The sequence below is a fragment of the Streptomyces sp. NPDC057010 genome, assembly GCF_042673805.1.
Lineage (GTDB): Bacteria > Actinomycetota > Actinomycetes > Streptomycetales > Streptomycetaceae > Streptomyces.
Genome location: NZ_JBHUSC010000001.1, coordinates 363,134 through 385,401, shown reverse-complemented (window position 1 = coordinate 385,401; position 22,268 = coordinate 363,134). Strand labels below are relative to the sequence as shown.

At 72.8% G+C, this 22,268-nt stretch carries 23 protein-coding genes and 1 pseudogene; 15 read left to right on the top strand and 9 right to left on the bottom strand.

The window, feature by feature from the left end; all coding sequences use genetic code 11:
* The first annotated feature begins 86 nt into the window (after positions 1-86).
* From ACFTXQ_RS01755 to ACFTXQ_RS01735, 5 genes are all read left to right on the top strand, one after another.
* Entirely contained in the window at positions 87-467 is a 381-nt protein-coding gene (locus ACFTXQ_RS01755; RefSeq protein ID WP_382634804.1) for a VOC family protein, read from the top strand.
* Between the two features lie 125 nt (positions 468-592).
* A complete protein-coding gene (locus tag ACFTXQ_RS01750) occupies positions 593-1,090 on the top strand; it encodes a SigE family RNA polymerase sigma factor (RefSeq protein ID WP_382634802.1) in 498 nt (165 codons plus the stop codon).
* Positions 1,083-1,457 (top strand): hypothetical protein, encoded by a 375-nt coding sequence (locus ACFTXQ_RS01745; RefSeq protein WP_382634799.1) that lies wholly within the window; start codon positions 1,083-1,085, stop codon positions 1,455-1,457. Before ACFTXQ_RS01750 ends, ACFTXQ_RS01745 begins: the two co-directional genes overlap by 8 nt.
* 85 nt (positions 1,458-1,542) lie before the next feature.
* The gene (locus tag ACFTXQ_RS01740; RefSeq protein WP_382634796.1) at positions 1,543-2,754 is read left to right on the top strand and encodes a mannosyltransferase family protein; all 1,212 of its coding nucleotides are present in this window, start codon (positions 1,543-1,545) and stop codon (positions 2,752-2,754) included.
* Between the two features lie 23 nt (positions 2,755-2,777).
* Entirely contained in the window at positions 2,778-3,527 is a 750-nt protein-coding gene (locus tag ACFTXQ_RS01735) for a tyrosine-protein phosphatase (protein WP_382634794.1), read from the top strand.
* A 59-nt stretch (positions 3,528-3,586) separates the two neighbouring features.
* Here the strand turns inward: ACFTXQ_RS01735 and ACFTXQ_RS01730 are convergent, their stop codons facing one another.
* Positions 3,587-3,832 (bottom strand): hypothetical protein, encoded by a 246-nt coding sequence (locus ACFTXQ_RS01730; RefSeq protein WP_382634792.1) that lies wholly within the window; start codon positions 3,830-3,832, stop codon positions 3,587-3,589.
* A 136-nt stretch (positions 3,833-3,968) separates the two neighbouring features.
* On the opposite strand from ACFTXQ_RS01730, the gene ACFTXQ_RS01725 reads away from it, so the two are divergent.
* The 5 genes from ACFTXQ_RS01725 (at position 3,969) to ACFTXQ_RS01705 (ending at position 9,207) form a co-directional block, all read left to right on the top strand.
* Positions 3,969-7,052 (top strand): helix-turn-helix domain-containing protein, encoded by a 3,084-nt coding sequence (locus ACFTXQ_RS01725; protein WP_382634790.1) that lies wholly within the window; start codon positions 3,969-3,971, stop codon positions 7,050-7,052.
* 32 nt (positions 7,053-7,084) lie between these two features.
* Positions 7,085-7,264: a hypothetical protein gene (locus ACFTXQ_RS01720; RefSeq protein WP_382634787.1), complete on the top strand. Its 180-nt coding sequence runs from the start codon at positions 7,085-7,087 to the stop codon at positions 7,262-7,264.
* Positions 7,265-7,343: 79 nt separating this feature from the next.
* Entirely contained in the window at positions 7,344-7,556 is a 213-nt protein-coding gene (locus ACFTXQ_RS01715; protein WP_382634785.1) for an antitoxin MazE7, read from the top strand.
* Positions 7,557-7,704: 148 nt separating this feature from the next.
* On the top strand, positions 7,705-8,283 hold the full coding sequence (locus tag ACFTXQ_RS01710) for a hypothetical protein (protein WP_382634782.1): 579 nt from the start codon (positions 7,705-7,707) through the stop codon (positions 8,281-8,283).
* A gap of 93 nt (positions 8,284-8,376) precedes the next feature.
* A complete protein-coding gene (locus tag ACFTXQ_RS01705; protein ID WP_382634779.1) occupies positions 8,377-9,207 on the top strand; it encodes a class I SAM-dependent methyltransferase in 831 nt (276 codons plus the stop codon).
* A 12-nt stretch (positions 9,208-9,219) separates the two neighbouring features.
* Here ACFTXQ_RS01705 and ACFTXQ_RS01700 read toward each other — a convergent pair whose 3' ends face one another.
* The gene (locus ACFTXQ_RS01700; RefSeq protein ID WP_382634776.1) at positions 9,220-10,179 is read right to left on the bottom strand and encodes a LysR family transcriptional regulator; all 960 of its coding nucleotides are present in this window, start codon (positions 10,177-10,179) and stop codon (positions 9,220-9,222) included.
* Between the two features lie 179 nt (positions 10,180-10,358).
* On the opposite strand from ACFTXQ_RS01700, the gene ACFTXQ_RS01695 reads away from it, so the two are divergent.
* Positions 10,359-13,829, top strand: a complete 3,471-nt coding sequence (locus ACFTXQ_RS01695; RefSeq protein WP_382635106.1) for a M28 family peptidase — start codon at positions 10,359-10,361, stop codon at positions 13,827-13,829.
* A gap of 101 nt (positions 13,830-13,930) precedes the next feature.
* Here ACFTXQ_RS01695 and ACFTXQ_RS01690 read toward each other — a convergent pair whose 3' ends face one another.
* Positions 13,931-14,398 (bottom strand): hypothetical protein, encoded by a 468-nt coding sequence (locus tag ACFTXQ_RS01690; protein ID WP_382634774.1) that lies wholly within the window; start codon positions 14,396-14,398, stop codon positions 13,931-13,933.
* A gap of 253 nt (positions 14,399-14,651) precedes the next feature.
* Between ACFTXQ_RS01690 and ACFTXQ_RS01685 the strand changes: the two are divergent.
* A pseudogene (locus ACFTXQ_RS01685) lies at positions 14,652-14,886 on the top strand (formate dehydrogenase accessory sulfurtransferase FdhD); the annotation flags it as partial.
* Between the two features lie 70 nt (positions 14,887-14,956).
* Here the strand turns inward: ACFTXQ_RS01685 and ACFTXQ_RS01680 are convergent.
* The 6 genes from ACFTXQ_RS01680 to ACFTXQ_RS01655 form a co-directional block, all read right to left on the bottom strand.
* Positions 14,957-15,244 carry a hypothetical protein gene (locus ACFTXQ_RS01680; protein WP_382634772.1) on the bottom strand — a complete coding sequence of 96 codons (288 nt, stop codon included), beginning with the start codon at positions 15,242-15,244 and terminating at the stop codon, positions 14,957-14,959.
* A gap of 244 nt (positions 15,245-15,488) precedes the next feature.
* Positions 15,489-15,899: a rodlin gene (locus tag ACFTXQ_RS01675; protein ID WP_382634769.1), complete on the bottom strand. Its 411-nt coding sequence runs from the start codon at positions 15,897-15,899 to the stop codon at positions 15,489-15,491.
* A gap of 116 nt (positions 15,900-16,015) precedes the next feature.
* Positions 16,016-17,173 carry a serine hydrolase domain-containing protein gene (locus tag ACFTXQ_RS01670; protein ID WP_382634767.1) on the bottom strand — a complete coding sequence of 386 codons (1,158 nt, stop codon included), beginning with the start codon at positions 17,171-17,173 and terminating at the stop codon, positions 16,016-16,018.
* 138 nt (positions 17,174-17,311) lie between these two features.
* Positions 17,312-17,509, bottom strand: coding sequence for a hypothetical protein (locus tag ACFTXQ_RS01665; protein ID WP_382634764.1), 198 nt, complete (start codon positions 17,507-17,509; stop codon positions 17,312-17,314).
* A 77-nt stretch (positions 17,510-17,586) separates the two neighbouring features.
* Positions 17,587-18,258 carry an ABC transporter ATP-binding protein gene (locus ACFTXQ_RS01660; RefSeq protein ID WP_382634761.1) on the bottom strand — a complete coding sequence of 224 codons (672 nt, stop codon included), beginning with the start codon at positions 18,256-18,258 and terminating at the stop codon, positions 17,587-17,589.
* A gap of 2 nt (positions 18,259-18,260) precedes the next feature.
* On the bottom strand, positions 18,261-19,709 hold the full coding sequence (locus ACFTXQ_RS01655; RefSeq protein ID WP_382634758.1) for an ABC transporter permease: 1,449 nt from the start codon (positions 19,707-19,709) through the stop codon (positions 18,261-18,263).
* Positions 19,710-19,888: 179 nt separating this feature from the next.
* On the opposite strand from ACFTXQ_RS01655, the gene ACFTXQ_RS01650 reads away from it, so the two are divergent.
* From ACFTXQ_RS01650 to ACFTXQ_RS01640, 3 genes are read left to right on the top strand one after another with little or no spacing between them, the layout of a single operon-like run.
* Positions 19,889-20,551, top strand: a complete 663-nt coding sequence (locus tag ACFTXQ_RS01650) for a response regulator transcription factor (RefSeq protein ID WP_382634755.1) — start codon at positions 19,889-19,891, stop codon at positions 20,549-20,551.
* A gap of 20 nt (positions 20,552-20,571) precedes the next feature.
* Positions 20,572-21,801: a sensor histidine kinase gene (locus ACFTXQ_RS01645; protein WP_382634752.1), complete on the top strand. Its 1,230-nt coding sequence runs from the start codon at positions 20,572-20,574 to the stop codon at positions 21,799-21,801.
* Positions 21,798-22,229 (top strand): GNAT family N-acetyltransferase, encoded by a 432-nt coding sequence (locus ACFTXQ_RS01640; RefSeq protein ID WP_382634749.1) that lies wholly within the window; start codon positions 21,798-21,800, stop codon positions 22,227-22,229. The genes ACFTXQ_RS01645 and ACFTXQ_RS01640 overlap by 4 nt, the downstream gene beginning before the upstream one ends.
* The last annotated feature ends 39 nt before the right edge of the window (positions 22,230-22,268 follow it).

Here is a 22,268-nt window from a genome sequence, read left to right as displayed (position 1 = left end):
TTCCTACCTATCACCGTCGGGCACATGCGACCCCGTCGGGGCCCGGGGAGGATGGGAGGGGGACCGCTGCGGCGATGGGAGTGATCATGTTCCAGGAGACGAAGGCGTTCAGCGGCTACTCGGTGGACGACGTCAAGAAGGCAAGGGAGTTCTACGGCGGAACGCTCGGGCTACGGGTCACGGAGGAGAACGGCATGCTGTTCCTCCACCTCGGCGGCGGGGGCAACGTGCTGCTGTACCCCAAGGACGACCACCGGGCCGCGGACTTCACCGTCCTCAACTTCCCGGTGGCCGACGTGGAGAAGAGCGTCGACGAACTCACGGCCCTCGGGGTGACGTTCGAGCGCTATCCCGGCTTCGACGCGGACGCCAAGGGCATCGTCAGGGGCGACGGCGACATGCCCTCCATCGCCTGGTTCAAGGACCCGGCGGGAAACGTGCTGTCCGTACTCAGCGAGTCGCCCTGACCGACCGGGCCGACCGGGCCGACCTGTGACGGCACTCACAGGACTTTCCGCCGTCCGGTGTCGACCGGATCCGGGGTGGCAGGCGTATGCCCCGTGAGAGGGACACATGGATCCGGGAGTGATTTTTGACCGTCGAGGAGTTCGAACAGTTCTATGCGCAGGCGGCGGGACGGCTGACCGGACAGTTGTACGTGATGCTCGGCGACCACCACGAGGCGCAGGACGTGGTGCAGGAGGCGTTCGTCAAGGGGTGGGGCCGGCGGCGGCAGCTGGACCGGGACGGCCGGCCCGAGGCGTGGATCCGTACGGTGGCGTGGCGGCTCGCGGTGAGCCGGTGGCGGGTGCGCCGCCGGACCGCCGACGCCTGGCAGCGCAGTGCTCCTGCGGGTCACGTCGAGGGGCCGGGGCCCGAGGCCGTCGCCCTCGTGGAGGCGCTGCGGCAACTGCCCCTCAAACAGCGCCGGACCATGACCCTGCACTACGTGTGCGATCTGACGGTGGAGCAGATCGCCGCCGAGACCTCCCTGTCCACGAGCACGGTCAAGACCCACCTGTCCCGGGGGCGGGCCGCCCTCTCCCGCCATCTGCAGGACCCCCGCATTGAGGAGGCGCCCGATGCCTGACTCCCACGACCACGATCCGCTGCGGTCGCTGTTCCGGGAGGCCGCCTCCGCCGGACGGTACGGGAGCGGGCTGCCGCCCGTGTCCGTCATCGCCCGGCGCGGTGAACGGGCCCGGCGCCGCCGGATCGCCGGCATCGCCGTCGCCTGCTTCCTCGTCCTCGCCGGATCCGGTACGGCCCTGGCCTCGCTGCTGCCGGCCGACCCGCGCCCGACGCTCCCGGCCACCACCCCCTCTCCCGGGCCGCCGTCCCCCATGCCGACCGCCCCCGCGAGGACGTCGACGGAGCCCGCCGGCCCGGGCGCGTCCGCCACCACCACGACCACCCCCACGCCCCCCGCCACCGGCACGACGCAGCTGCCCCGGTAACGCCTTTCCCCTTTCCCCTCCGCGACACCGGCCCGGACCACGGCCGGCGGTTGCGCACGCCCTCGGCCCGATCAGGAGATCCCCCATGCCCGTTTCCGCCCCCGGCCGGCCGGTCGAGAGGCCGGCCGCGCCGCTGCCCGCGCCCGCAGCCGTGCGCCGGGTGTTCCCCCACCCCGGCCGCGCGGACCGCGAGGTGCTGTGGCTCTACCTGCTGACCCGCCTCGGCATCTGGAGCACGGCGGGGTGCGTCGGCTGGCTGTTCCCCGCCGACGGGCGGACCCGGCAGCCCTCCTCCTTCCTCTCGCCCTGGCGCCAGTGGGACTGGTGGCACTACTTGCACATAGCGAGGGACGGCTACTTCCCTGGCGGGGCCGGGCCCTGGACGGCCGGCTGGGACAACCGGGAGGCCTTCCTCCCCGGATTTCCGCTCACCCTGCGCGCCGTCCACGCGGTCGTGCCCCACTGGGCCGCGGCCGGAGCGCTGATCTCCCTCGTGGCGGGCGCGGTCGCCGTCCTGGCACTGGCCCGGATCGCCCGCCTCCTGACGCCCGATCAGGAGGCGGGCCGGCGCGCCGTGCTGTTCCTCCTGCTCTCGCCGTGCGCCGTGTTCCTCGCCGCCGGCTACACGGAGGCGCTGTTCCTCGCGCTGGCCCTGCCCGCCTGGCTGGCGGCCCGGCGGCAGAACTGGCCGGCGGCCGCGGTCCTGACCTGTCTCGCCTGCTCGGTGCGGGTCACGGGGCTGTTCCTGGCGGCCGCGCTCGCGCTGCACTTCGTCCTCACCGCCCGCGGCCGCCGGGCGTGGCACGCGGCGCCCTGGCTGTGTCTGCCCGTACTCTCCCCGGCCCTCTACAGCTGGTACCTGTACACGTGGACCGGGGACTGGACGGCCTGGAAACACGCCCAGGAACGCGGCTGGTACCGGGAGTTCCACGCGCCGTGGGAAGCCTGGGCCAACACCTGGAAGGCCGCCTTCGGCCACGTCCAGCCCACGGGATACGCGCTGATGTGGCAGGCCGAACTGCTGGCCATGCTGGTCGGCGCCGCCCTCCTGGTCCTGCTCGTACGGCGCCGCCGCCTGCCCGAGGCCCTCTACATCGGCCTCACCCTGTGGGCGCTGGGCACCTCCTACTGGTACACCTCGGTCCCCCGTTCCACCCTGCTGTGGTGGCCGCTGTGGACCGGGCTGGCCGCCTGGAGCCTGCGGCGGCCCGCCGTGCAGAGCGCGTACGTCTGCGTGGCGGCACCCCTCGCCACCACCGTCGCGATCACTTTCCTCACAGGACGGTGGGCGGGCTGACCCTCCCGCCTAGAGTCCGTGGTGTGAACAGACACATATCCTTCGAACGACTGCACAACTTCCGTGACCTGGGCGGCTACACGACCGCGGACGGCCGAGCGGTGCGCTGGGGCCGGCTGTACCGTGCCGATTCCCTGGGCAAGCTGCGCGGCCAGGACTGGGAGCGCTTCCTGGAGCTGGGCGTCGAAGCGGTCATCGATCTGCGCTACCCCTGGGAGATCGACGCGAAGGGGCGGGTCCCCGAGCACCCGTCCCTCACCTACCACAACCTCAGCATCGAGCACCGCCCGTACGACCAGCCGTCGCTGGGCCCGGAGGTCGAGACCGGCCCCTACCTCGCCGAGCGGTACATGGAGGTCGCCCACGACGGCGTCGCCGAACTGCGCACCGCGCTGCGGGTGATCGCGGAGCAGGAGGGCCCGGTGGCCTTCCACTGCGCCTCCGGCAAGGACCGTACGGGGCTGCTCGCGGCGCTGGTCCTGGCCCTGCTCGGGGTACCCGAGGAGGTCATCGTCGAGGACTTCGCGCTCACCGGGCTCGCCACCGAGCGCCTCGTCGCGGACTGGCGGGCGGACCACCCGGAGCGGGGGACGATCTGGCCGGGAACCGGGAGGGCGCCCGCCGAGGTGATGGTCCTGTTCCTCGCGGCGCTGGCCGAGAAGCACGGATCCGTACGGGACTACGCGGCAGAACTGCTCGGCGCGGACGAGGCCTTCGTCGAGGCCCTGCGCCGGCGACTGCTCGAACCGGCCGGGGCGGCGGACACGAACTGACGCGAACCGACCCGACGAGGGGGCGACCGTGCCCCGGCCGCCCCCTCACCCGCGCCGTCTCAGCCGCGGCGCCGTGTCCCGCGGGGGCGCCCGCCGCCGGCCGGGGGTTCGTCCCGCCAGGCCCGGTGCGCGTCGAGCAGTTCGGCACGCTGCTCCGGGTCGGTGTCGCGCAGGACCATCCGCAGGGTGACCAGGTCACGCAGACCCCACGCCAGAGCGGCGGGCGCGCGGCGCCTCCCGCGTACGAGGCGCACGAGCAGACCGAGGACGAAAGGTGCGGCGATCAACGCCAGTTGGGGATTCACGGTGGGTACTCCTCGTACTCCGAAGGTGTCGGTTCCGGCAACGGCCGGCCGGCCCGCGAGTACCAGGGATAGCCTCGGGAGGCGTTCACAGGGGTGATGTGAACCGGAACGCAAGGCCTGGTCGGGAGAGGTGCGGGTGGACGCTGTGCGCAGTGCGGGCCCCGGGGGCGCGCACGAGGAGCTGATCGCCCGGATCCGTTCCGCGCTGGCCGGCCGCAAGCAGAGCGAAGTCGCCCGGGAGGCGGGCATCGGGCCTTCGACGCTGAGCAACATCCTGAACGGGAAGACCGTGCCCACCCCCACGACGCTCGACCTCCTCGCCCACACCCTGGGGGTCACCGGGCCGGCCCTGGTGGAGCTGCGCCGGCTGCGGGCGCGGGCGGACGTGCGCACGCGCCGCATCGACGGCTACCTCACCGCCGCCCGCGACGCCGCGCGCGAGCACCCCTACGCCGGTGTGCTGCCGGGCATCGCGCCGCCCCTCTCGGCCGTCTATCTGAGCCAGCGCGTGCAGCCGTGGGAGCACGTGTCCGAGGCGGGCTCCCTGCCCGCCGACGACCTCCTGGCCGGCGGGAGTTCGTGCGTGGTCCTGGCGGGGCCGGGCGGCGGCAAGTCGAGCCTGCTGCGCACCTGGCTCCGCCGCGGAACCGAGCAGTGGCTGGACGGGCGGGGCGGCGGACGGGTGCCCGTGCTGGTTCCGGCCGCCACCCTGGTCCACGCCCCCCTGGCGGACGCCATCGCCGCTTCCGTGAACCTGGAGCTCGAAGGCCTGGTGGAGAAGCTGCCGGAGGCCTTCTTCGCCACCGAGCCGCAGCCGGGGGCGGGCTGGCTGGTCCTGGTCGACGGGCTCGACGAGGTCACCGACGGGGCCGCCCGGCACAAGGTGCTGCGCCGCCTGGCGCAGATTTCCCGCGGGGAGCATTCCGGCCTGTACCGGTTCGTCGTCGCCACGCGCCCGCTGCCGGGCGGGGAACTCGACCTGCTGGGCACCGAAGTCCCCCGCTACGAACTCCAGCCCTTCGGACCCGCGGACCTGCCGCTCGTCGCCGAGAGCTGGTTCCGGTGCCTGAAGGTTCCGGACCCCGAAGGGACGACGCGGCGGTTCCTGCGGGCGCTGGAGCAGACCCGGCTGGCGGCGCTCGCCCACGTACCGCTGATGACGGCGATGCTCTGCCAACTCCACGCCGCCGCACCGGATCAGCCGCTGCCGGCCGGGCGCGGTCAGGTCTACCGCGCCTTCGTCGAGCTGCTCCACCGCCACCAGTACCGGACCGGCGCGCCGCACCTCCTCCCCCGGCCCGTCGCCGGCCTGCCCGAGGTCCTCGGCCACCTCCCCGATCTCATCGCCCACCTCGCGGCCGCACGCCTCGCCGGCGACACCGCGCCCGCGATCGACTTCCTGTGCGCCCTGCCCGAGGCCCAACGGCCCCCGCAGGTCCCCGAGCCTGAGTGGCGGGCATTCCTGGACACCGCCGCCCGGCGCAGCGGCCTGCTGATGCACCGCGGCGGCGATCTCGTCTTCCTCCACCAGACGCTGCTGGAGCACCTGGCCGCCCGGCACATCATGAAGGACCCGAAGGAGGGCGTCCGGGCCATCCGGCGCGCCTTCCACCAGCGCGGCATGTGCGGGCCGGCCATACCGCTTTCCGCGTATACCACCGGAACGCCGCGGGGAGTCAGGCCGCGCGTGTGGTTCTTCCCGTACTGGCAGCCGCCCGCCGACCTCTCGTACGCCGGCTTCCTCCTCGACGCCGCGCACGAGGCCGGCCTCACCCTGCGCCGGTCGCCGCTCAAGCGACTGGCGAGGCGGGGCGGGCTGCCCGGCTGGGAGTTCATCGCCTCCCTCGCCGCCATGGGAACGCGGCTGCCCGAAGAGGTGGTCGCCTCGGTCGCCGCGTCCCTCCATGCGTACTCGTTCCCCGTACCGGACAACACTCACCGCTGGAAGGCCGCCGAGGCCCTGGCCCGGCTCGGCGATCCCCGGGGCCTCGACCGACTCCACGCCCTCACCGGGCCGTCGGATCGCGGGCACTGGGACTTCGACCGCCTGTGGGCAGCCCAGGCCCTGGTCAGGCACGGCGACCCCCGGGGCCCCGCAGCGCTGGCAGCGCTCTCCCGCGACGCGGGCGCCTTGGACCAGATCCGCACCGAGGCCGCGGCGCTGTCGGCCCGGACCGGCGACCCCCGCGCCGCGGACGTGCTCCATGCGCTCGCCCTCGACCCGAAGATCAGCGACCACTACCGCCTCGAGGCTGCCACGCTGTCCGCCGGGCTCCACGACCCCCGCGCCACAGGCGTGCTCCGTCTACTCGCCCTCGACTCACGGGCCCCCGACCACTACCGCGTCGATGCTGCCGCTCTGTCCGCCCGACTCCGCGCCCCTCACGCCCCGGACCTGCTCCACGCCCTCTCCTTGGACACGACGATCCGCATCCAGCTCCGCGTGAGGGCCGCCGGAGTACTGGCCTCCGCGGGCGACCCCCGCGGGGCGCAGCGGCTCCACGCCCTCGGCCGCGCCCCCGGCACGGCCGGGCCGGCCCGGCTGGCGGCCGGTGAGGCACTGGTGCCGTTCGACAAGGCCCGGGCCGTAGAGGTGTTCCACGTACTCGCCTCGGAGCAGGGCGAGTCGTCGGGCGGGAGCCCCCGTGCCCAGCACCATCGCGTGGATGCGGCGGAGAAGCTGGTGGAGCTCGCGGACCCACGAGGTCCCGGCCTGCTCCTCACCCTCTCCCGCGATCCGGACGTCGGCAGCTTCCCCCGTGTGAGAGCGGCGGCTTCACTGGCCGCGCTGGGCAAGCCCGAGGGCGCCGAGCAACTGCATGCGATGACCGGGTCCCCGGACCTTCCCGTCGCGGCCCGGCTGGAGGCAGCCGTGTCGCTCGCCGGTTCGGGAGATCACCGGGCCGCCCCCGTACTCCACGAACTGGCCCTGCACCCCGGGGTGTCGGACGACCGCCGGGTGGCGGCGGCCCGCGGTCTGGTCGGCCTCGGCGACCCGGGCGCCGCCGGGCTCCTCCGCGCCCTGCTCCCGGTGTTCGATCCGTACGTCTTCGGCGATTACCTGCTGGACGTGCCACGGCTGCTCGCCCAACTCGGAGACGCCTACGCCGCCGAGCTGCTCGCGACCCTGCCGGCGGACCCGCGCCCCCGGACGTACGACACGGCGCAGGTGCGGCGGATCCTGATGCTGCTCCACCGGCACCGCCCGGACCCGGCCTAGAGGAGCCCGTGGTCGCGGGCGTAGATCGCGGCGTGCGTGCGGTCGCGCAGGCCCAGCCGGGACAGGACGCGGGAGATGTGGCGTGCCTGCGGACGGCGTTCGACGCGATGGCGGCCCGGACGGCGAAGGGCTCCCGCGCCACGCCGCCGCCGAGCCGCAGCGTGCCGAGGCCCCCGGCCGGGACCGACACCGTCAACGCGTACTCCCTGTAGCGGCTCCGGCGCGCCGCCGATCCCCCCGCGCGTCCGCGAACCGGCCCCCGGGCCGCTCGCGGGCGCGCATACTCGGAACATGGCTGACACCACCACAGTCGAGGTCGACACCGAAGTCCACGACCGGCTCACCGCGCTCGCCGCGGCCCGTGGCCTGAGCCTGCCCGCCTACCTGGCGGAACTCGTCGCCGCCCAGGAGAACGAGGCCGGGCTGGCGCGCGCCGCCCGCGCCTTCGAGGAGGCGGTCGCGCGGCCCGGATTCCGCGAGGGCTTCGCGCGCGACTTCGGGTAGCCCCGCTCCGCCGCTGGTGAGAGGGGCCGGGGGTCGCGGCACGTACTTCTGAGATCACATTGACGAAAACCTTACGCTTAGGGCAGCCTTACCTTCGCTCGCACTGAGAGGTGTGGGCCCACCACCGCGTCCCCGCCATCGGAGCACCATGTCCACAGCAGATGTCACCTCGATCCGACGAAGACCGGCACAGCCGTCGGATCTGCTCCGGGTTCCGCAGTGGTGCGGCCCCGTCGTGGCCTCCCTCGCCGTGTGCGCGGGATGGGCGGCCAGCATCTGGGTGGCCGTCCATCTGCAGGCCGACTCCACCCTCCACCTGGCGGCGCTCTTCCTCCACCTCGCCTGTCTCGTCGTCGGCTTCGGCGCGGTGCTCGCCATCGACTACTACGGGCTCCTGTGGCTCAGCGGCCGCAAGGCCCTGAGCGAGGTCGTCGGCTTCACGGCGCCCCTGCACGTGCCGGTCTGGGCGGGCCTGGCCGGCCTGATCGCCAGCGGCGCGTTCCTCCACCCCGACCTCTCCTCGCCGCTGACCTGCGTCAAGCTCTGCCTCGTCCTGGCCCTCGCGCTGAACGGCGTCCAGGCCGGCGTGCTGCACCGGCGGCTGGCCGCCCTCGACGGCCGCCCCGCCACCCGTTCCCTCCTCGCGTGGGGCGCCGCGTCCGCGACCGTCTCACAGGTCGCCTGGTGGGGCGCCGTGGCCATCGGGTTCCTCAACAGCCGGAGCTGACCGAACCGGGTCCGCCGCACGACAGGCTGGGGCGGCAAAAGGTACTTATGCTCGAAAAAAGGGACTGTTCAGGCCCCCCGGAGGGCGGCTGTCATGACCGAGCCGAGCGAAGCGGTCCAGGCCGACCGCGCCCTGAAGGCCAAGCACCGCACGATGTGGGCGCTGGGCGACTACCCGTCGGTCGCCTCCCACGTCATCCCGGAGCTGGGCGGCCTGCTGGTACGCGAGTGCGGCGTGCGGCAGGGCGACCGCGTGCTCGACATCGCGGCGGGCTCCGGCAACGCGGCCATTCCTGCCGCCCTGGCCGGAGCCGACGTGGTGGCGTCCGACCTCACCCCCGAGCTGCTGGAAGTCGGACGGCACCTGGCCGCCGTACGGGGCGCCCGGCTGGAGTGGCGGGAGGCGGACGCGGAGGCACTGCCGTTCGCGGACGGCGAGTTCGACACCGTCATGTCGTGCGTCGGCGTCATGTTCGCCCCGCACCACCAGACCGCCGCCGACGAGATGCTCCGCGTCTGCCGCTCCGGCGGCACCGTCGGACTGGTCAACTGGACTCCGGAGGGCTTCATAGGCCGGATGTTCGCCACGATGAAGCCGTACGCACCCCCACCGCCGCCCGGGGCGCAGCCGCCGCCGCTGTGGGGGGACGAGGAGCACGTCCACGAGCTGCTCGGCGACCGCGTCACCGACGTCGACGCCCGCCGGGAGACCGTCCACGTGGACCGGTTCGCGCAGCCGGAGGACTTCCGCGCGTTCTTCAAGGCCTGCTACGGACCGACCATCGCCGTCTACCGCAGCCTCGCCGACACCCCCGAGCGCGCCGCGGCCCTGGACGACGAGCTCGACGCCCTCACCCGCGACCACCTGCGGGACGGCGCGATGGAGTGGGAGTACCTGCTGCTCACCGCCCACCGCCAGGGCTGAGCCGGGGCGGGCTCAGTCCATCACCGGGTGCGCCTCCGGGTGGGCGTCCCACCAGGCCTTGTGGAAGGCGTTGTTGTCCACGTTCGCCAGGTAGGCGCGGGCCGCGGCCCGGTAGAGCAGCCGCGCCTGCCCGGCCGAGACCGCGGAGCGGTTCCAGGCGAGGCGGATCCGGCCGGTGATGGGCGAGCCGGCCAGCGGGCGCATCACCGTACCCTCCGCCGGCGGGGCCGTCGGCTGGCTCAGCGAGATCGCCCGGCCCGCGGCGATGAGGTCGTAGTGCATCTTACGGTCGGTGATCCGGTAGCACAGTGACGGGCTGAACCCGGCCTTCGCGCAGGCGGAGACGAGGGCCTCGGGGCCGCCGTCGTCGTCCTCCACCAGCGTCATCCACGACTCTTCGGCCAGGTCGGCGAGTTCGATGCGGTCGAGCGCGGCGAGGGGGTGCCGCGCCGACAGCCGGATGCAGAACGGCTCCTTCGAGACCAGCGTGCGCGCGAGGGTCCCCTCGGGCAGCGGCACCTCGTGGTCGTTGACCTCTCCGTAGACGATGGCGTCGTAGCGTCCGGCGCCGAGCATCCGGGCGAGCGCGGTGACCGAGTCCTCCAGGTCGACGGCTATCTCCCGGCCGGACATGGACAGGTCGGTCTGGGCGAGCAGCCCGTCGAGCAGGACCAGCAGGATGCATCCCAGCCGCAGCCGGGTACCGGTGGTGATGGCGCGCGCCTCCGCGCCCAGGGCGTCCATCTCGTTGAGCACGCGGCGCGCCTTGGCGAGCACGAACTGGCCGAGCGCCGTGGGCTCCACCCCGCTCCGGCCCCGGACGAACAGCTCGCCGCCCGTGACCCGCTCGATGCGGCGGAGCTGGGCGGACAGTGCGGGCTGGGACACTCCGAGCCGCCGCGCCGCGCCCCCCAGGCTGCCCGCCTCCGCTATCCGGCAGACGGCTTGCAGATGCCTCAACTCCAGCTGCATCCGGGCAGCGTACGCAGCGCGCCGCGACCGCACCATAACCCCGGCCTTATCCCCGCCGGGATGTCCCATTCTCGTCATGTCCACGCTCATACTCGGCCGCGAACGGTCCCTCACTCCCCAACCCCCCACGATCGGAGTGGACGTTGCAGCCCACCAGATGGACGGCGGCCGTGGCAGCGATGGCGCTGACCGCGAGCCTCGCCGGAGCCCTGGCCGGGACGGCATCGGCGGCGCAGCAGGCGCAGCCCGCACCGTCCCCGAAGGACACCCCGGCCGCGCGCGCGGTCGCGGCCGCCGACCAGGCCGTCAACAGCGGTCTCGACTCCCTGGTCAACTCCTCACAGGAGCGCTACGAACGACGCCTGGTCACCCCCTGGCTGAAGGACCTCTACTCGGTGGCGTACGAGCGCAGCTACCGCGGCCTGCCCGTCGTCGGCGGCGACGCGGTCGTGCTCGCGGACGGCGAGGGCAAGGTCCGCGCCCTCCAGTCCGCCTCCTCCGTACGGATCGACGTGGTCACCCGGGCCACGGTCAGCGCCAAGGACGCCGAGTCCGCCTCGCGCACGAAGCTCGCCGCGGTCGACAAGGTCGACAGCAGCCGGCTCGTCGTTCGGCTCAAGGACGACAAGCCGGTCCTGGCCTGGGAGACCGTCCTCACCGGCCGGACCAGGACCGCGCCCAGCAAGCTCCACGTCTTCGTCGACGCCCGCAGCGGCGCGTTCGTCGACAGCTACGACGACGTCGTCGCGGGCAGCGGCAACAGCAAGTGGAACGGCCCGAACCCCCTGACCATCGACACCACCAACTCGGGCTCCACGTACACCCTGCGGGACCCGAACCGCACCGGCCTGAGCTGCGCGGACTACAGCAGCGGCACGGTGTTCACGAAGTCCTCCGACTCCTGGGGCACCGGCAACCCCACGAGCAAGGAGACCGGCTGCGTGGACCTGATGTTCGCCGCGCAGAAGCAGTGGGACATGCTCGGCCAGTGGCTGGGACGCAACGGCGTCAGCGGCAACGGCCGCAGCTTCCCCGGCAAGGTCGGCCTGAGCGACCTCAACGCCTACTGGGACGGCAGCTCGGTCACCATCGGGCACAACAGCGCCAACGAGTGGATCGCCGGCGTGGACGTGGTGGCCCACGAATACGGGCACGCCATCGACACCAACACCCCCGGCGGCACCAGCGGCCAGGAGGCCGGGCTCGGCGAGGCCACCGGCGACATCTTCGGCGCGCTGACCGAGGCGTACATCAACGAGCCGTCCCCGTACGACACTCCGGACTACACGGTCGGCGAGGTCATCAACCTCCAGGGCCAGGGCCCGATCCGCAACATGTACAACCCGCCTGCCGTCAACAACGACCCGGCCTGCTACAGCTCCGCGATACCGGGCACCGAGGTGCACAAGGCCGCCGGCCCGCTCAACCACTGGTTCTACCTGCTCGCCGAGGGCAGCAGCCCGGGCGGCGGCAAGCCGAACAGCCCGACCTGCAACCAGTCCACGGTGACCGGTGTGGGCGTCCAGAACGCCGGCAAGATCTTCTACGGGGGAATGCTGCTCAAGACGAGCAGCATGTCGTACAAGAAGTACCGGACGGCGACGCTCAGTTCGGCGAAGTCGCTGGACGCCACCTGCGACCTCTTCACCAAGACCAAGGCCGCATGGGACGCCATCAGCGTGCCGGCGCAGACCGGTGACCCGACCTGCACCCCGAGCCAGAGCAGCGACTTCTCGCTGGCCCTGAACCCGTCCTCCGGCACCGTCCAGCAGGGCGGTACGGTCACCACCACCGTCGGCACCACCGTCACGACCGGCTCCGCCCAGTCGGTGACGCTGACGGCCTCCGGGCTGCCCGCCGGGGTCAGCGCCTCCTTCAACCCGGCGACCGTACAGTCCGGCCAGTCCTCGACCCTGACCCTGACCGCCACCGCGAACGCGGCGCCCGGCGCCTCCACCGTCGTCGTCAAGGGGCAGGGCGCCACCCTCTCCCACACCGTCGACTACGCGCTCAACGTCGGCGGCACCCAGCCCGGCAACGACCCGCCGGACGTCAGCGTCACCAACGTCCAGGCGCACCTGACCCAGTTGAACACGATCGCCTCCCAGAACGGCGGCAACCGCCGTGCGGGCAGCGCCGGTTACACGCAGTCCCTGGCGTACGTGAAGGGCAAGCTGCAGGCCGCCGGCTACACGGTCACCGAGCAGAACTGCTCCTCCTGCACCTACCCGTCCAACAACCTGATCGCCGACTGGCCGGGCGGTCCCACCGACCAGGTCGTCATGTTCGGGGCGCACCTCGACAGCGTCTCGGCCGGCCCCGGCATCAACGACAACGGCTCGGGCTCCGCGACCCTGCTGGAGAACGCCCTCGTCCTCGCCCAGAAGAACCCCACGATGACGAAGCACGTCCGCTTCGCCTGGTGGACCGACGAGGAACAGGGCCTCAACGGCTCCGAGTTCTATGTGGGTCAGCTCAGCAGCGCCCAGAAGGCCACCATCAAGGGCTACTACAACTTCGACATGGTCGGCTCGCCCAACGGCGGCTACTTCATCAACAACGTCAACTCCACCACCGCCGCCCCGCTGAAGGCGTACTGGACCTCGCTGAACCTCGCGCCCGAGGAGAACACCGAGGGCCAGGGCCGCAGTGACGACTACTCCTTCCAGCAGGCGGGCATCCCCACCTCCGGCTACGCGGCCGGCGCCAGCGCCCGCAAGACCTCGGCGCAGGCCGCGAAGTGGGGCGGCACCGCCAACGCGGCGTACGACTCCTGCTACCACAGCTCCTGTGACACCACGAACAACATCAACGCGACGGTCCTGGACCGCAGCGCGGACGGTGTCGCCTACGCCGTCTGGAAGCAGGCCGTCGGCGGTGAGACGCCCGCGCAGGACTTCTCCCTCGCCACCAGCCCGTCCGCGGGCACCACGGCCCCCGGCGGCTCCACCTCCGCCACCGTCAACACCGCCACCGTGAGCGGCGCCGCCCAGACCGTCGCCCTGTCCGTCTCGGGCGCGCCGGCCGGCGTGACCGCGACCCTCAGCCCGTCCTCGGTCCAGTCCGGCAGCTCCTCCACCCTCTCCGTGCAGGTGGGCGCGAGCACCGTTCCGGGCACCTACACCCTGACCGTCACCGGCCAGGGCACCGTCACCCACAGCACCACCTACACCCTGACCGTCACCGGCAGCGGCGGCTGCACGCCGCGCCAGCTCGTGGCCAACGGCGGCTTCGAGAGCGGCAGCAGCCCGTGGACCGCGACCGCGGGCGTCATCACCAACCAGTCGGGCCAGGTCCCGCACGGCGGGAGCTACATGGCGTGGCTGAACGGGTACGGCTCCGGCCACACGGACAGCGCCTCCCAGTCGCTGGCCATCCCGTCGGGCTGCTCCTCGTACCAGCTCTCGTTCTTCCTCCACATCGACACGGACGAGACGGAGAACGTCGTCTACGACAAGTTCACCGTCTCGGTGGGCGGTCAGACCCTGGAGACCTTCTCCAACCTGAACGCGAACTCCGGCTACGTCCAGAAGACCTACAACCTGGCGCAGTTCGCCGGCCAGACCGTCACCCTGAAGTTCAACGGCGTGGAGGACCAGTCCCTGCAGACCTCCTTCGTCGTGGACGACGTCACCGTCCAGGTGAGCTGACGCCCACCTGACCACCTGAAGTCCGGCCCGGTCCCCGCAGTGCGGGGGCCGGGCCGGTGTCCTTGGTGACAGCGGTCCGGGGTGCGGCGCAGGGGCCCGGTTCACGCGCGGCGGCGTGCCGCGCGCATGGCGCCGACGGTGGCCACGGACCAGCCCGCGACCCACAGGGCGCCGACCGCGAGCGCCACGACCGCGGTGGCCGTGTCGGGGGGTACGGCGCCCAGGCTCGGCGCCACCCCGGCCGCGCGGGCGCCGAATCCGACGACTCCCGCCCCGACCATCACGATGCCCGCCCAGGACACCGCCACCGCGCCCCACCGCAGGAACCGCGGCGCCGACGGGCCCAGGAGCAGCAGGGCCGTGACCGCCATGAGCAGGCCGAGGCCGGCGTTGCCCAGCTGGGCGGCCTGGACGTCGGCGATCCCGGCGTAGGCCTCGGGCGGGGCGGGGAAGCCGGGCATTCCGAGCTCGCCCTTGCGCGCGAGGTCCACCTTGCTGACGGTGTAGGCGAGCGCACCGGCGCAGGCGGTGAGCGCGGCGATCCGCTGGGTTCTCGTTGATCCGGTCATGCGTTCATCCTGATCCGGCCGGGGCGGCGGCGCCTCCCCCGCGCGGACCGGGTTCCTCCCCCGCGCGGGGGAGGAACCCGAACTGCCGCGCCGCCTACGGCATCAGCCGGCAGGCGTTCGCCGGGCGGGCCGTCGGTGACGGCGTGGACGAGCAGTTCGCCGCCCACGAACGCGCCGCGCCAGGAGCCGCCAAAGCCGCCGAGGAGCTCTCGCGGTCGCCGCGGGAGCGGAAAGCGGGTCTGTGCGGGACTGCCTCCCCGACCGGCTGCGGGCGGCGCAACGGGTCTTCGACCGCACCCGCGCTCTTCTCCGCCGCCGAAGAGCTGGTCGACGTACGGGAGGACGTGGGCCGGCACAACGCCGTCGACAAGATCGTGGGGCGGGCGCTGCGCGAGGGGAGGCTCCCGCTGTCCGAGCCGGCCCAGAAGGCGGTGATGGCGGGCGTCCCGGTCCTGGCCGCCGTCTCCGCCCCGGCGGCCGCGGCCGTTCCGGGGTGAGGCGGCCCGCCGCCCGCGGCACGGCGGCCGCGGCACGGCGGCCGGGCCGGACCGGCGGGCCCTACTGCCGCCGTCCCGTCGCCTTTCCGGGCTCGGGGGCGACGAGCGCGGTGAGCCCCGGGTCCAGCTCGGAGCCGTCGACGAGCAGCTTCTCGACCGTACGGGTGGCCGGGTCGATGTCCGCCTCCATGCCCTCCCCGGCGTAGCGGGGATAGCCGGAAGCGCCGGTCTCGCCGGTCGCCTCGACCACGGCCGACCGCAGGGGACGCTCCGGCCGGGGCCCGCCGGGTCGGTTCTTGACGTGTTCGGGGACCAGCAGGATCTCGAAGCGCTGTGGATCGGTGGTCATGTCCCGACGCTGACACCCGCACTGCGGGCGTGCAACCGGGGCCCGCACGCCACAGAGCCCCCCGTCCACGCGGACGGGAGGCTCTGTGACGTGAGGACCGGTGCCCGGTCGGCCGGCCGCGCGGCCGGCGGCGCCCGCCGGCGGGAGGGACGGATGCGGACCCGTGGATCCGCGGAAGAACAAGCCGGGGCCCCACGGGCACTCGCGCAGGCGTCGGGGGCCCCGGCTCGCAGAGGGAATAGTCTCAGCTGCCGGCCGAAACGTTGCCCGACAGGATCGGGATGTTGTCCAGGATGTGCGAGAGGGCCTCGTCACCCTTGGCCTGGGTGGAGTTCTCGGTGCACTGCTGGTTCTGCGGGCTGGACAGGACCTGGACGTCCTGGACACCGATGTTGAGCAGGCCGGCCACGGACTGGACGTTGAGCTTCGCCGGCAGGCCGATGCAGGGCTTGTTCAGGGTGCCCTGGACCAGGCCGAGCTGCGGGCTCAGGTCACCGTGGGTCTTCTGGTTGCCGTAGATCTGCTGCGAACCGTTGCCGTTGATGGTGGTGACGCCCTGGTCGTTGCCGATGGCCATGGCCGGAGCGGCAAGGGCCGCACCCGCGCCGACGATGGAGGCGGTGGCGGCGGCGGTGGCCATCATCTTCTTGATCATTATGGTCCTTCTGTTGCACGAGTGCACGGTGGTAAGCGTCTTGATCAACGGCCGAATCCCCGCCGGGTTCCGCTGCTTCACCCGAACAGCCCTACGCGTGCCGAGTGGAGCGGGCCTCAGGTGCGGGGCGTGGACGCGTGGGTCCAGAACTCCCGCATGATGTCGGGCGGGGTCGGGCCGGCCAGCTCCCGCTGGGTGAGCAGGACGGTGACCGTGCCGGTGGCGGGGACCACGTGGGCGGCGGTGCCGGTGCCGCCGATCCAGCCGTAGCGGCCCGGTACGTTCCACGGGTCGGTGCGGGCGACGTCGACGGAGCCGCCGAACCCCCAGCCCTGGCCCTCCAGGAAGAGCGCGCCCTCCGCACGCTGGGCCGCGGTGAGGTGGTCGGTGGTCATCTGCCGTACGGAGTCCGGCGCGAGCAGCCGCCCGCCTTCGTACGCGCCCTCCGCGAGCAGCATGCGGCCGAACGCGAGGAGGTCGTCGGCGGTGGAGACCAGCCCGCCCGCCCCGGAGGGGAAGGCGGGCAGGGCGCTCCACTGGCCGTCGGGTGCGTCGACGAGTTCCAGGGCTCCGTCGTCCCGGGCGGCCCGGTAGTAGCCGGTGAACCGGTGGAGCTGTCCCCGCGGTACGGCGAACGCGGTGTCCCGCATGCCGAGCGGCTCGAAGACGCGCTCGGCCAGCAGGTCCGGGAGGGACTGCCCGGCGGCGCGGGCGAGGAGGACCCCGAGGATGTCGGAGCAGGTGTTGTACAGCCAGGCCCGGCCCGGCTGGTGGAGGAGCGGGATGCGGGCCAGGACCGCCATCCACGCGTCGGGGTCCTCGACCTGTCCCGGGTGGGGCGGTCCCTGCTTCAGCTCGCTGAACAGCGGGCCCACGGCGGGCAGCGAGAAGTCGGCGGGGAAGCCGTATCCGGCCCGGAAGGTGAGGAGGTCCTCGACGGTGATCGGGCGGTCGGCCGGGACCACGTCGTCGACGGGTGAGGACGGGGTGCGGACGACCACCGGTGCGGCGAGTTCCGGCAGCCAGCGCGCCACCGGGGAGTCGAGGCAGAGCAGGCCGTCCTCGATGAGCATCATCGTGGCCGCGGCGGTCACCGGTTTGGTGACGGAGGCGATCCGGAAGAGGGAGTCGCGTGCCATGGGCGCGGTGCCCGCGGTGTCGAGGGAGCCGACGGCCGCGACCTCGACGTCCTCGCCGCGGGCCACGAGGCCCACCGCGCCGGGCAGCGAGCCGTCGGCGACGTGGGTCTTCAGGAGGCTGTGCAGGTCGCTCATGGTCCACCTTCTCGTGCGTGCGGCGCGCCGGGAGGGAGGGGCCGGCGCGGGTGCCCGTAAGGAAGACTGCCGCCGGGGCGCGCATTCATCGGTCCGACACGACACGACACGGTGTCGGATGCGGTGCGCGCGTGGCCGCTAGGCGGCGGGGACTACCGAGGCCTTTATCGCCGCGGCCCACTCCTCCAGGAGCGCCGCGTGCCGGACGCGCTCGGCGTCCGACAGGCGTCCTTCGGCGCGGGCGAAGAGGCCGCGGATGTCGGCGTTGATCTCGGCGAGGGGACGTTCGGGGGTGTCGCTGTCGGGGACTTGAGGGGTTTCAGGGGTCGATCTCACGTGATCAAGAGTAAGCGGGGGGTGTGACAGCCGTGGCGGGTGTCCGTCATGCGGACGCGCGGGGCGCGGGGCTGCGCCTACCGGTGGGTGAGCCTGCCCCGTTTGAGGCGCAGGACCTCGTCGCAGGCCGCGGCGACCTGCTGGGAGTGGGTGACGACGATGACGCACTTGCCCTCGTCGTGCGCGAGGGTGCGGAAGACCTCGATGATGCCGGCCGCGGTCTCGTGGTCCAGGGCGCCGGTGGGTTCGTCGGCGAAGAGGACGTCCACCTCGCAGGCGAGCGCGCGGGCGATGGCGACGCGCTGCTGCTGGCCGCCGGAGAGCTGGAGGGTGCGGCGGTTCTGGTCGGCCCGGTCGATGCCGAGGAGGTCGAGGAGTTCGACCGCGCGCCGCCGGTGGCCGCCGCCCTTGACCCGGGTGATCTCCATGGCGGAGGTGATGTTCTGCACCGCCGTCATGTACGTCAGGAGGTTCAGGGATTGGAAGACGGTCGCGGCGTGCCGGTTGCGGTACGTGCCGAGGCCCAGCTCCCGTATGTCGCGGCCGTCGAAGCGGACGGTGCCGGAGGTGGGCGTGTCCAGGCCGCTGGCCAGCGACAGCAGGGTGGTCTTGCCGCTGCCCGAGGGGCCGATCACCGCGTACATGCGGCCCGCTTCGAAGGCGTGGTCGATGCCCTTGAGGACCGTGCGCCGGCTGTTTCCGGAGCGGTAGGTGTGGCTCACGTCGGCCAGTTCGAGGATCGCCGCCATGGTCAGTTGCCCTTCGAGAGGATGTCGCGGGGGGTGAGGCGCAGCACGCGGACTCCGGGGAGCAGGGTGGCGAGTGCGGCGATGCCGAGGCCGGTCGCGCCGATCCTGCCGATGTCCGCAGGGCCGACGCGGATGTCCATCCGGTCGATGGGTTCGGCCTTCTCCCCGTCCCCGTCCGGGGACTTCGGCCCGCCCGTTGAGTTGCTCGGGTCCGGTCCCTGCCGGTCGGAGGCGGCCTGGTCCCGGGCCGAGGAGACCTCACCGGCGAGCAGCGTGTCGCCGACGGCCTGGGAGAGGAACCGGCTGCCGGCCGCCGCGAGGCCGATGGCGACGAGGGCGCAGGCCACGACCTCCACCAGGTGCTGGGCGAGCAGCTTCGGCTTCTTCTCGCCGAGCGACATCAGGATGCCGAGCTCGTTGCGTCGCTCGCGCAGGTTCGAGGCCACGATCAGCGCGAGGATCGCAGTGCCGGCCAGGGCGACGAGCCATACGGTGACGGTGGCGAAGGAGGCCGTCTTGGTGATCGGGCCGACCATCGTCTTGTACGCCTTGTCGTTGACGGTCAGCGGGAAGACGCTCAGGTCCGCCCCGGCTGCCTTGGCGTCGGCCTTGAGCCGGTCGAGGTCGGCGGGGCTGCGCAGGGTGAAGGTGGCCGACTTGACGACGCCGCCGTCGGCTCCGGTGTCCTTGCCCAGCAGGCGGCTGCCGCCCTCGGGGGTCACGTAGATCCGGTTGGCGGGGTCCATCATCGCGGGGACGTACCGGCCGGAGTCGGGGGTGCCGCTCCGGTAGATCCCGCCGACCACGAACTCGAACTGCCGCCGGTCCGGTTCCTGGCCCGGGGCGGGCGCGTTGCCGACCCGGAGGCTGATCCGGTCGCCGACCGCGAGGTGGTTCGCGGTGGCGAGGCGTTCCTCGATCACGACCATGTCGCCCGCGCTGTCCGGCTTGATGCCCTTGCCCGAGACCAGCTCGTCGTCGCCGTTACGGAAGGAGGGCAGGGCGTCGAGGTCGCGGATGCCTTCGGCCTTGAAGAAGTCGAGGCCGTCGTCCTTCTGTCCGGCGGGCAGCGGGACCGGCTTGTAGAGCTTCATCCGGTCGGTGGGCGCGGCGCCGGAGTCGGTGCTGTAGTTGCACTGCGCGACGACGGAGGACGCGCAGATCCGGTCGACGAGATCGCGGTGGAGGTCTCCGCCGGGGCCGATGATTCCGGGGCTCGCGCCGTCGTTCTTGGATGCCTTGCCGGAATTGAGCAGGGCGTTCAGATCGAGCTGCATGGTGGCGACGGCGCCCACGCTCTGTTTGGCGCTCTCGGCGGCGCGCGCCGCCGCGGCCCGGATGAGGAATCCGGACAGCACGAGGGTGCAGATCACGAAGAAGAGCCCGGTCAGCATGACCGTCCTGCCCAGCTGGGAGGCCAGCCGCCACCCGGCCCGTTTGAGGAAATTCATCGTTTTCTCATCCTTCCGGTTACTGCTCGAATTCGTTTCGCGGCAGCGGAGAACCACGCTAGATTCCCGGGGATTTGAGCCGCATTTCGCTCGGCGCCGGGCATCGGGCCGGAATCAAACACCCCTCACATGCGTGCTCTGATATCCAGGGACCGACCGATGAGCGGAGGGGCGGGTACGTGCGCGTACTGGTGGTGGAGGACGAGGCGTACATGGCCCGGGTCCTGGAGATCGGGCTGCGCCGCGAGGCCATGACCGTCGACGTGGTGCACGACGGGCGGGCCGCGCTGGAGCGGCTGGCCGTCGACGACTACGACGCGGTGGTACTGGACCGGGACCTGCCCGAGGTGCACGGGGACGAGGTGTGCCGGCGTCTGCGGACCCTCGATCCCGGCTGCCGGATCCTCATGCTCACGGCGGCGGGCCGGCTCGGCGACAAGGTGGCCGGGCTCTCGCTCGGAGCCGACGACTACCTGGCCAAGCCCTTCGACTTCCCGGAGCTGGTGGCCCGGCTGCGGGCGCTGTACCGGCGCAGCCCGATCGCGTACCCGCCCGTCCTGACCTTCGCGGACGTCACCTTCGACACGCACCGACGGCGGGTCGCGCGCGCGGGCACGGAGATCCGGCTGACGCCGAAGGAACTCGCCGTGCTGGAACTCCTGATGCGGGCCGACGGCGGGGTGGTGAGCTCCGGGCAGCTGCTCGAGAAGGCGTGGGACGCGCACACCGACACCCTCACCAACGCCGTGCGCCTGGTGGTGCACACGCTGCGCAGGAAGCTGGGCGAGCCGCAGCTCGTCCGTACCGCGGTGGGCGCCGGCTACCACCTCGGCGAAGCGTGAGCCGGCGGCGCCGGCCGGGCGTGCGTCGACTGGGCATCCGCGGGCGGCTGTTCGCCGGTTTCGCGGGCGCGCTCGCCGTGTGCGCCGGGCTGATGGTGACGATCATCTACGTGGGCATCCGCTACCTGCCCACCTACGACCTGCCCGTGCAGCGGGACCCTGCGGGCACCGCGGCGCCGGCGCACGGAGGCTGGGTAGCCGCACCGCACCTGGGCCAGGCCGCCGAGGGCACCCGGTTCGAGGGCGTCGCCACCACCAAGCTGGTCCGTACGAAGCAGGACGTGTGGGCGGCGGTGCTCGGCATCTCCACCGCCGGGGTGCTGGTCATCACGGCGGTGGGGCTGGGCGCAGGCTGGATCCTGACCCGGCGCCTGCTCGCCCCGCTGCACGAGGTGAGCCGGGCGGCCGCGAAGGCCCGCGACGGCGACCTCGCCTACCGCATCAACGCCGACGGCCCCGAGGACGAACTGCGGCAGCTGGCCGACACCTTCGACGCGATGCTGGAACGGCTGGAGGAGTCCTTCGCCGCGCACCGGCGGTTCGCCGCCAACGCCTCGCACGAGCTGCTCACGCCGCTGGCCACGACCCGGGCGATCCTGCAGGTCGCCGCCGAGGACAGCAGCGGGGAGGAGCTGGCCGAGCTCGCGCCGATGCTGCGCGAGACCAACGAGCGCAACATCGGCCTGGTCAAGGCCCTGCTGGAGCTCGCGGCCGCCGAGCACGTCGAGTTCGACGCCGATCCGGTGGACCTGGCCGCGCTGGTCCGGCAGGTGGCGCGGGAGGCCCGGGCCTCGGCCGCGGAGTGCGGGGTGACCGTACGGACGCGGCCGGGGGCCGGTGCCCTGCTGGCGGGGAACGCGGTGCTGCTGCGCCGGCTGGTGACGAACCTGCTCGACAACGCGACCGGCCACAACCTCCCCGGCGGGGAGGTGCTGCTGGCCGTCCGCCGGGAGGACGGCGGCCTCGTCCTGGAGGTCGAGAACACCGGCCCGCCGGTGGAGGCGACTGCCGTCGGGCGGCTCTTCGAGCCCTTCTACCGGGCGCGGCCGCGGGTCGGGGAGGGGCACGGCCTGGGGCTGGCGATCGTCCGCTCGATCGCGGTGGCCCACCACGGCACGGTGACGGCGCAGGCCCGTGCCGAGGGCGGCCTGAGGGTGCGGGTCCGGTTCCCGGCGGGCCCCGGCCGCGCCGCCGGGACGTTCGGGGCCGCCGCTCCCGGCGCACGAGGCACCCTTACGCTGACCCCATGAAGATCATCGACCTTGAGCCCGGCGACGCACGGCTGACGCAGGACCTGCTGCCCGTGCTGACCGAACTCCGCCCCCACCTCACCGAGGAGCTGTTCCTTGCCATCCTGGCCGAGGGGCAGGGCCAGGGGCTGCGCTTCACCGCCGCGTACGACGCGGACGGTGCGTGCGTGGGCGCGGCCGGCTGGCGCGTCGTCGCCACCACCTCGATGGTGCGCAAGCTGTACGTGGACGACCTGGTCACCTCCGCCCACGCCCGTTCGGGGGGAGTCGGCCACGCACTGCTGGGCCACCTGGAGGAGCACGCCAGGGCCGCCGGGTGCACCGCGCTGACCCTCGACTCCGGCACCCAGCGGACCGACGCCCACCGCTTCTACTTCCGCGAGCGGATGGCCGTGACCGCGTTCAGCTTCGAGAAGCCCCTGACCTGAGCGGGCGGCCGGCCCCCGAGGCCCGGCAGGCAGGCCACT

Bases quoted from the DNA above. Each gene is read 5' to 3' on its own strand.
- ACFTXQ_RS01755 (WP_382634804.1), top strand. From the start codon at position 87: ATGTTCCAGGAGACGAAGGCGTTCAGCGGCTACTCGGTGGACGACGTC.
- ACFTXQ_RS01655 (WP_382634758.1), bottom strand. From the start codon at position 19,709: ATGAATTTCCTCAAACGGGCCGGGTGGCGGCTGGCCTCCCAGCTGGGC.
- ACFTXQ_RS01695 (WP_382635106.1), top strand. From the start codon at position 10,359: ATGGCGCTGACCGCGAGCCTCGCCGGAGCCCTGGCCGGGACGGCATCG.
- ACFTXQ_RS01740 (WP_382634796.1), top strand. From the start codon at position 1,543: ATGCCCGTTTCCGCCCCCGGCCGGCCGGTCGAGAGGCCGGCCGCGCCG.
- ACFTXQ_RS01690 (WP_382634774.1), bottom strand. From the start codon at position 14,398: ATGACCGGATCAACGAGAACCCAGCGGATCGCCGCGCTCACCGCCTGC.
- ACFTXQ_RS01745 (WP_382634799.1), top strand. From the start codon at position 1,083: ATGCCTGACTCCCACGACCACGATCCGCTGCGGTCGCTGTTCCGGGAG.
- ACFTXQ_RS01715 (WP_382634785.1), top strand. From the start codon at position 7,344: ATGGCTGACACCACCACAGTCGAGGTCGACACCGAAGTCCACGACCGG.
- ACFTXQ_RS01700 (WP_382634776.1), bottom strand. From the start codon at position 10,179: ATGCAGCTGGAGTTGAGGCATCTGCAAGCCGTCTGCCGGATAGCGGAG.
- ACFTXQ_RS01675 (WP_382634769.1), bottom strand. From the start codon at position 15,899: ATGATCAAGAAGATGATGGCCACCGCCGCCGCCACCGCCTCCATCGTC.
- ACFTXQ_RS01680 (WP_382634772.1), bottom strand. From the start codon at position 15,244: ATGACCACCGATCCACAGCGCTTCGAGATCCTGCTGGTCCCCGAACAC.
- ACFTXQ_RS01640 (WP_382634749.1), top strand. From the start codon at position 21,798: ATGAAGATCATCGACCTTGAGCCCGGCGACGCACGGCTGACGCAGGAC.
- ACFTXQ_RS01660 (WP_382634761.1), bottom strand. From the start codon at position 18,258: ATGGCGGCGATCCTCGAACTGGCCGACGTGAGCCACACCTACCGCTCC.
- ACFTXQ_RS01705 (WP_382634779.1), top strand. From the start codon at position 8,377: ATGACCGAGCCGAGCGAAGCGGTCCAGGCCGACCGCGCCCTGAAGGCC.
- ACFTXQ_RS01670 (WP_382634767.1), bottom strand. From the start codon at position 17,173: ATGAGCGACCTGCACAGCCTCCTGAAGACCCACGTCGCCGACGGCTCG.
- ACFTXQ_RS01710 (WP_382634782.1), top strand. From the start codon at position 7,705: ATGTCCACAGCAGATGTCACCTCGATCCGACGAAGACCGGCACAGCCG.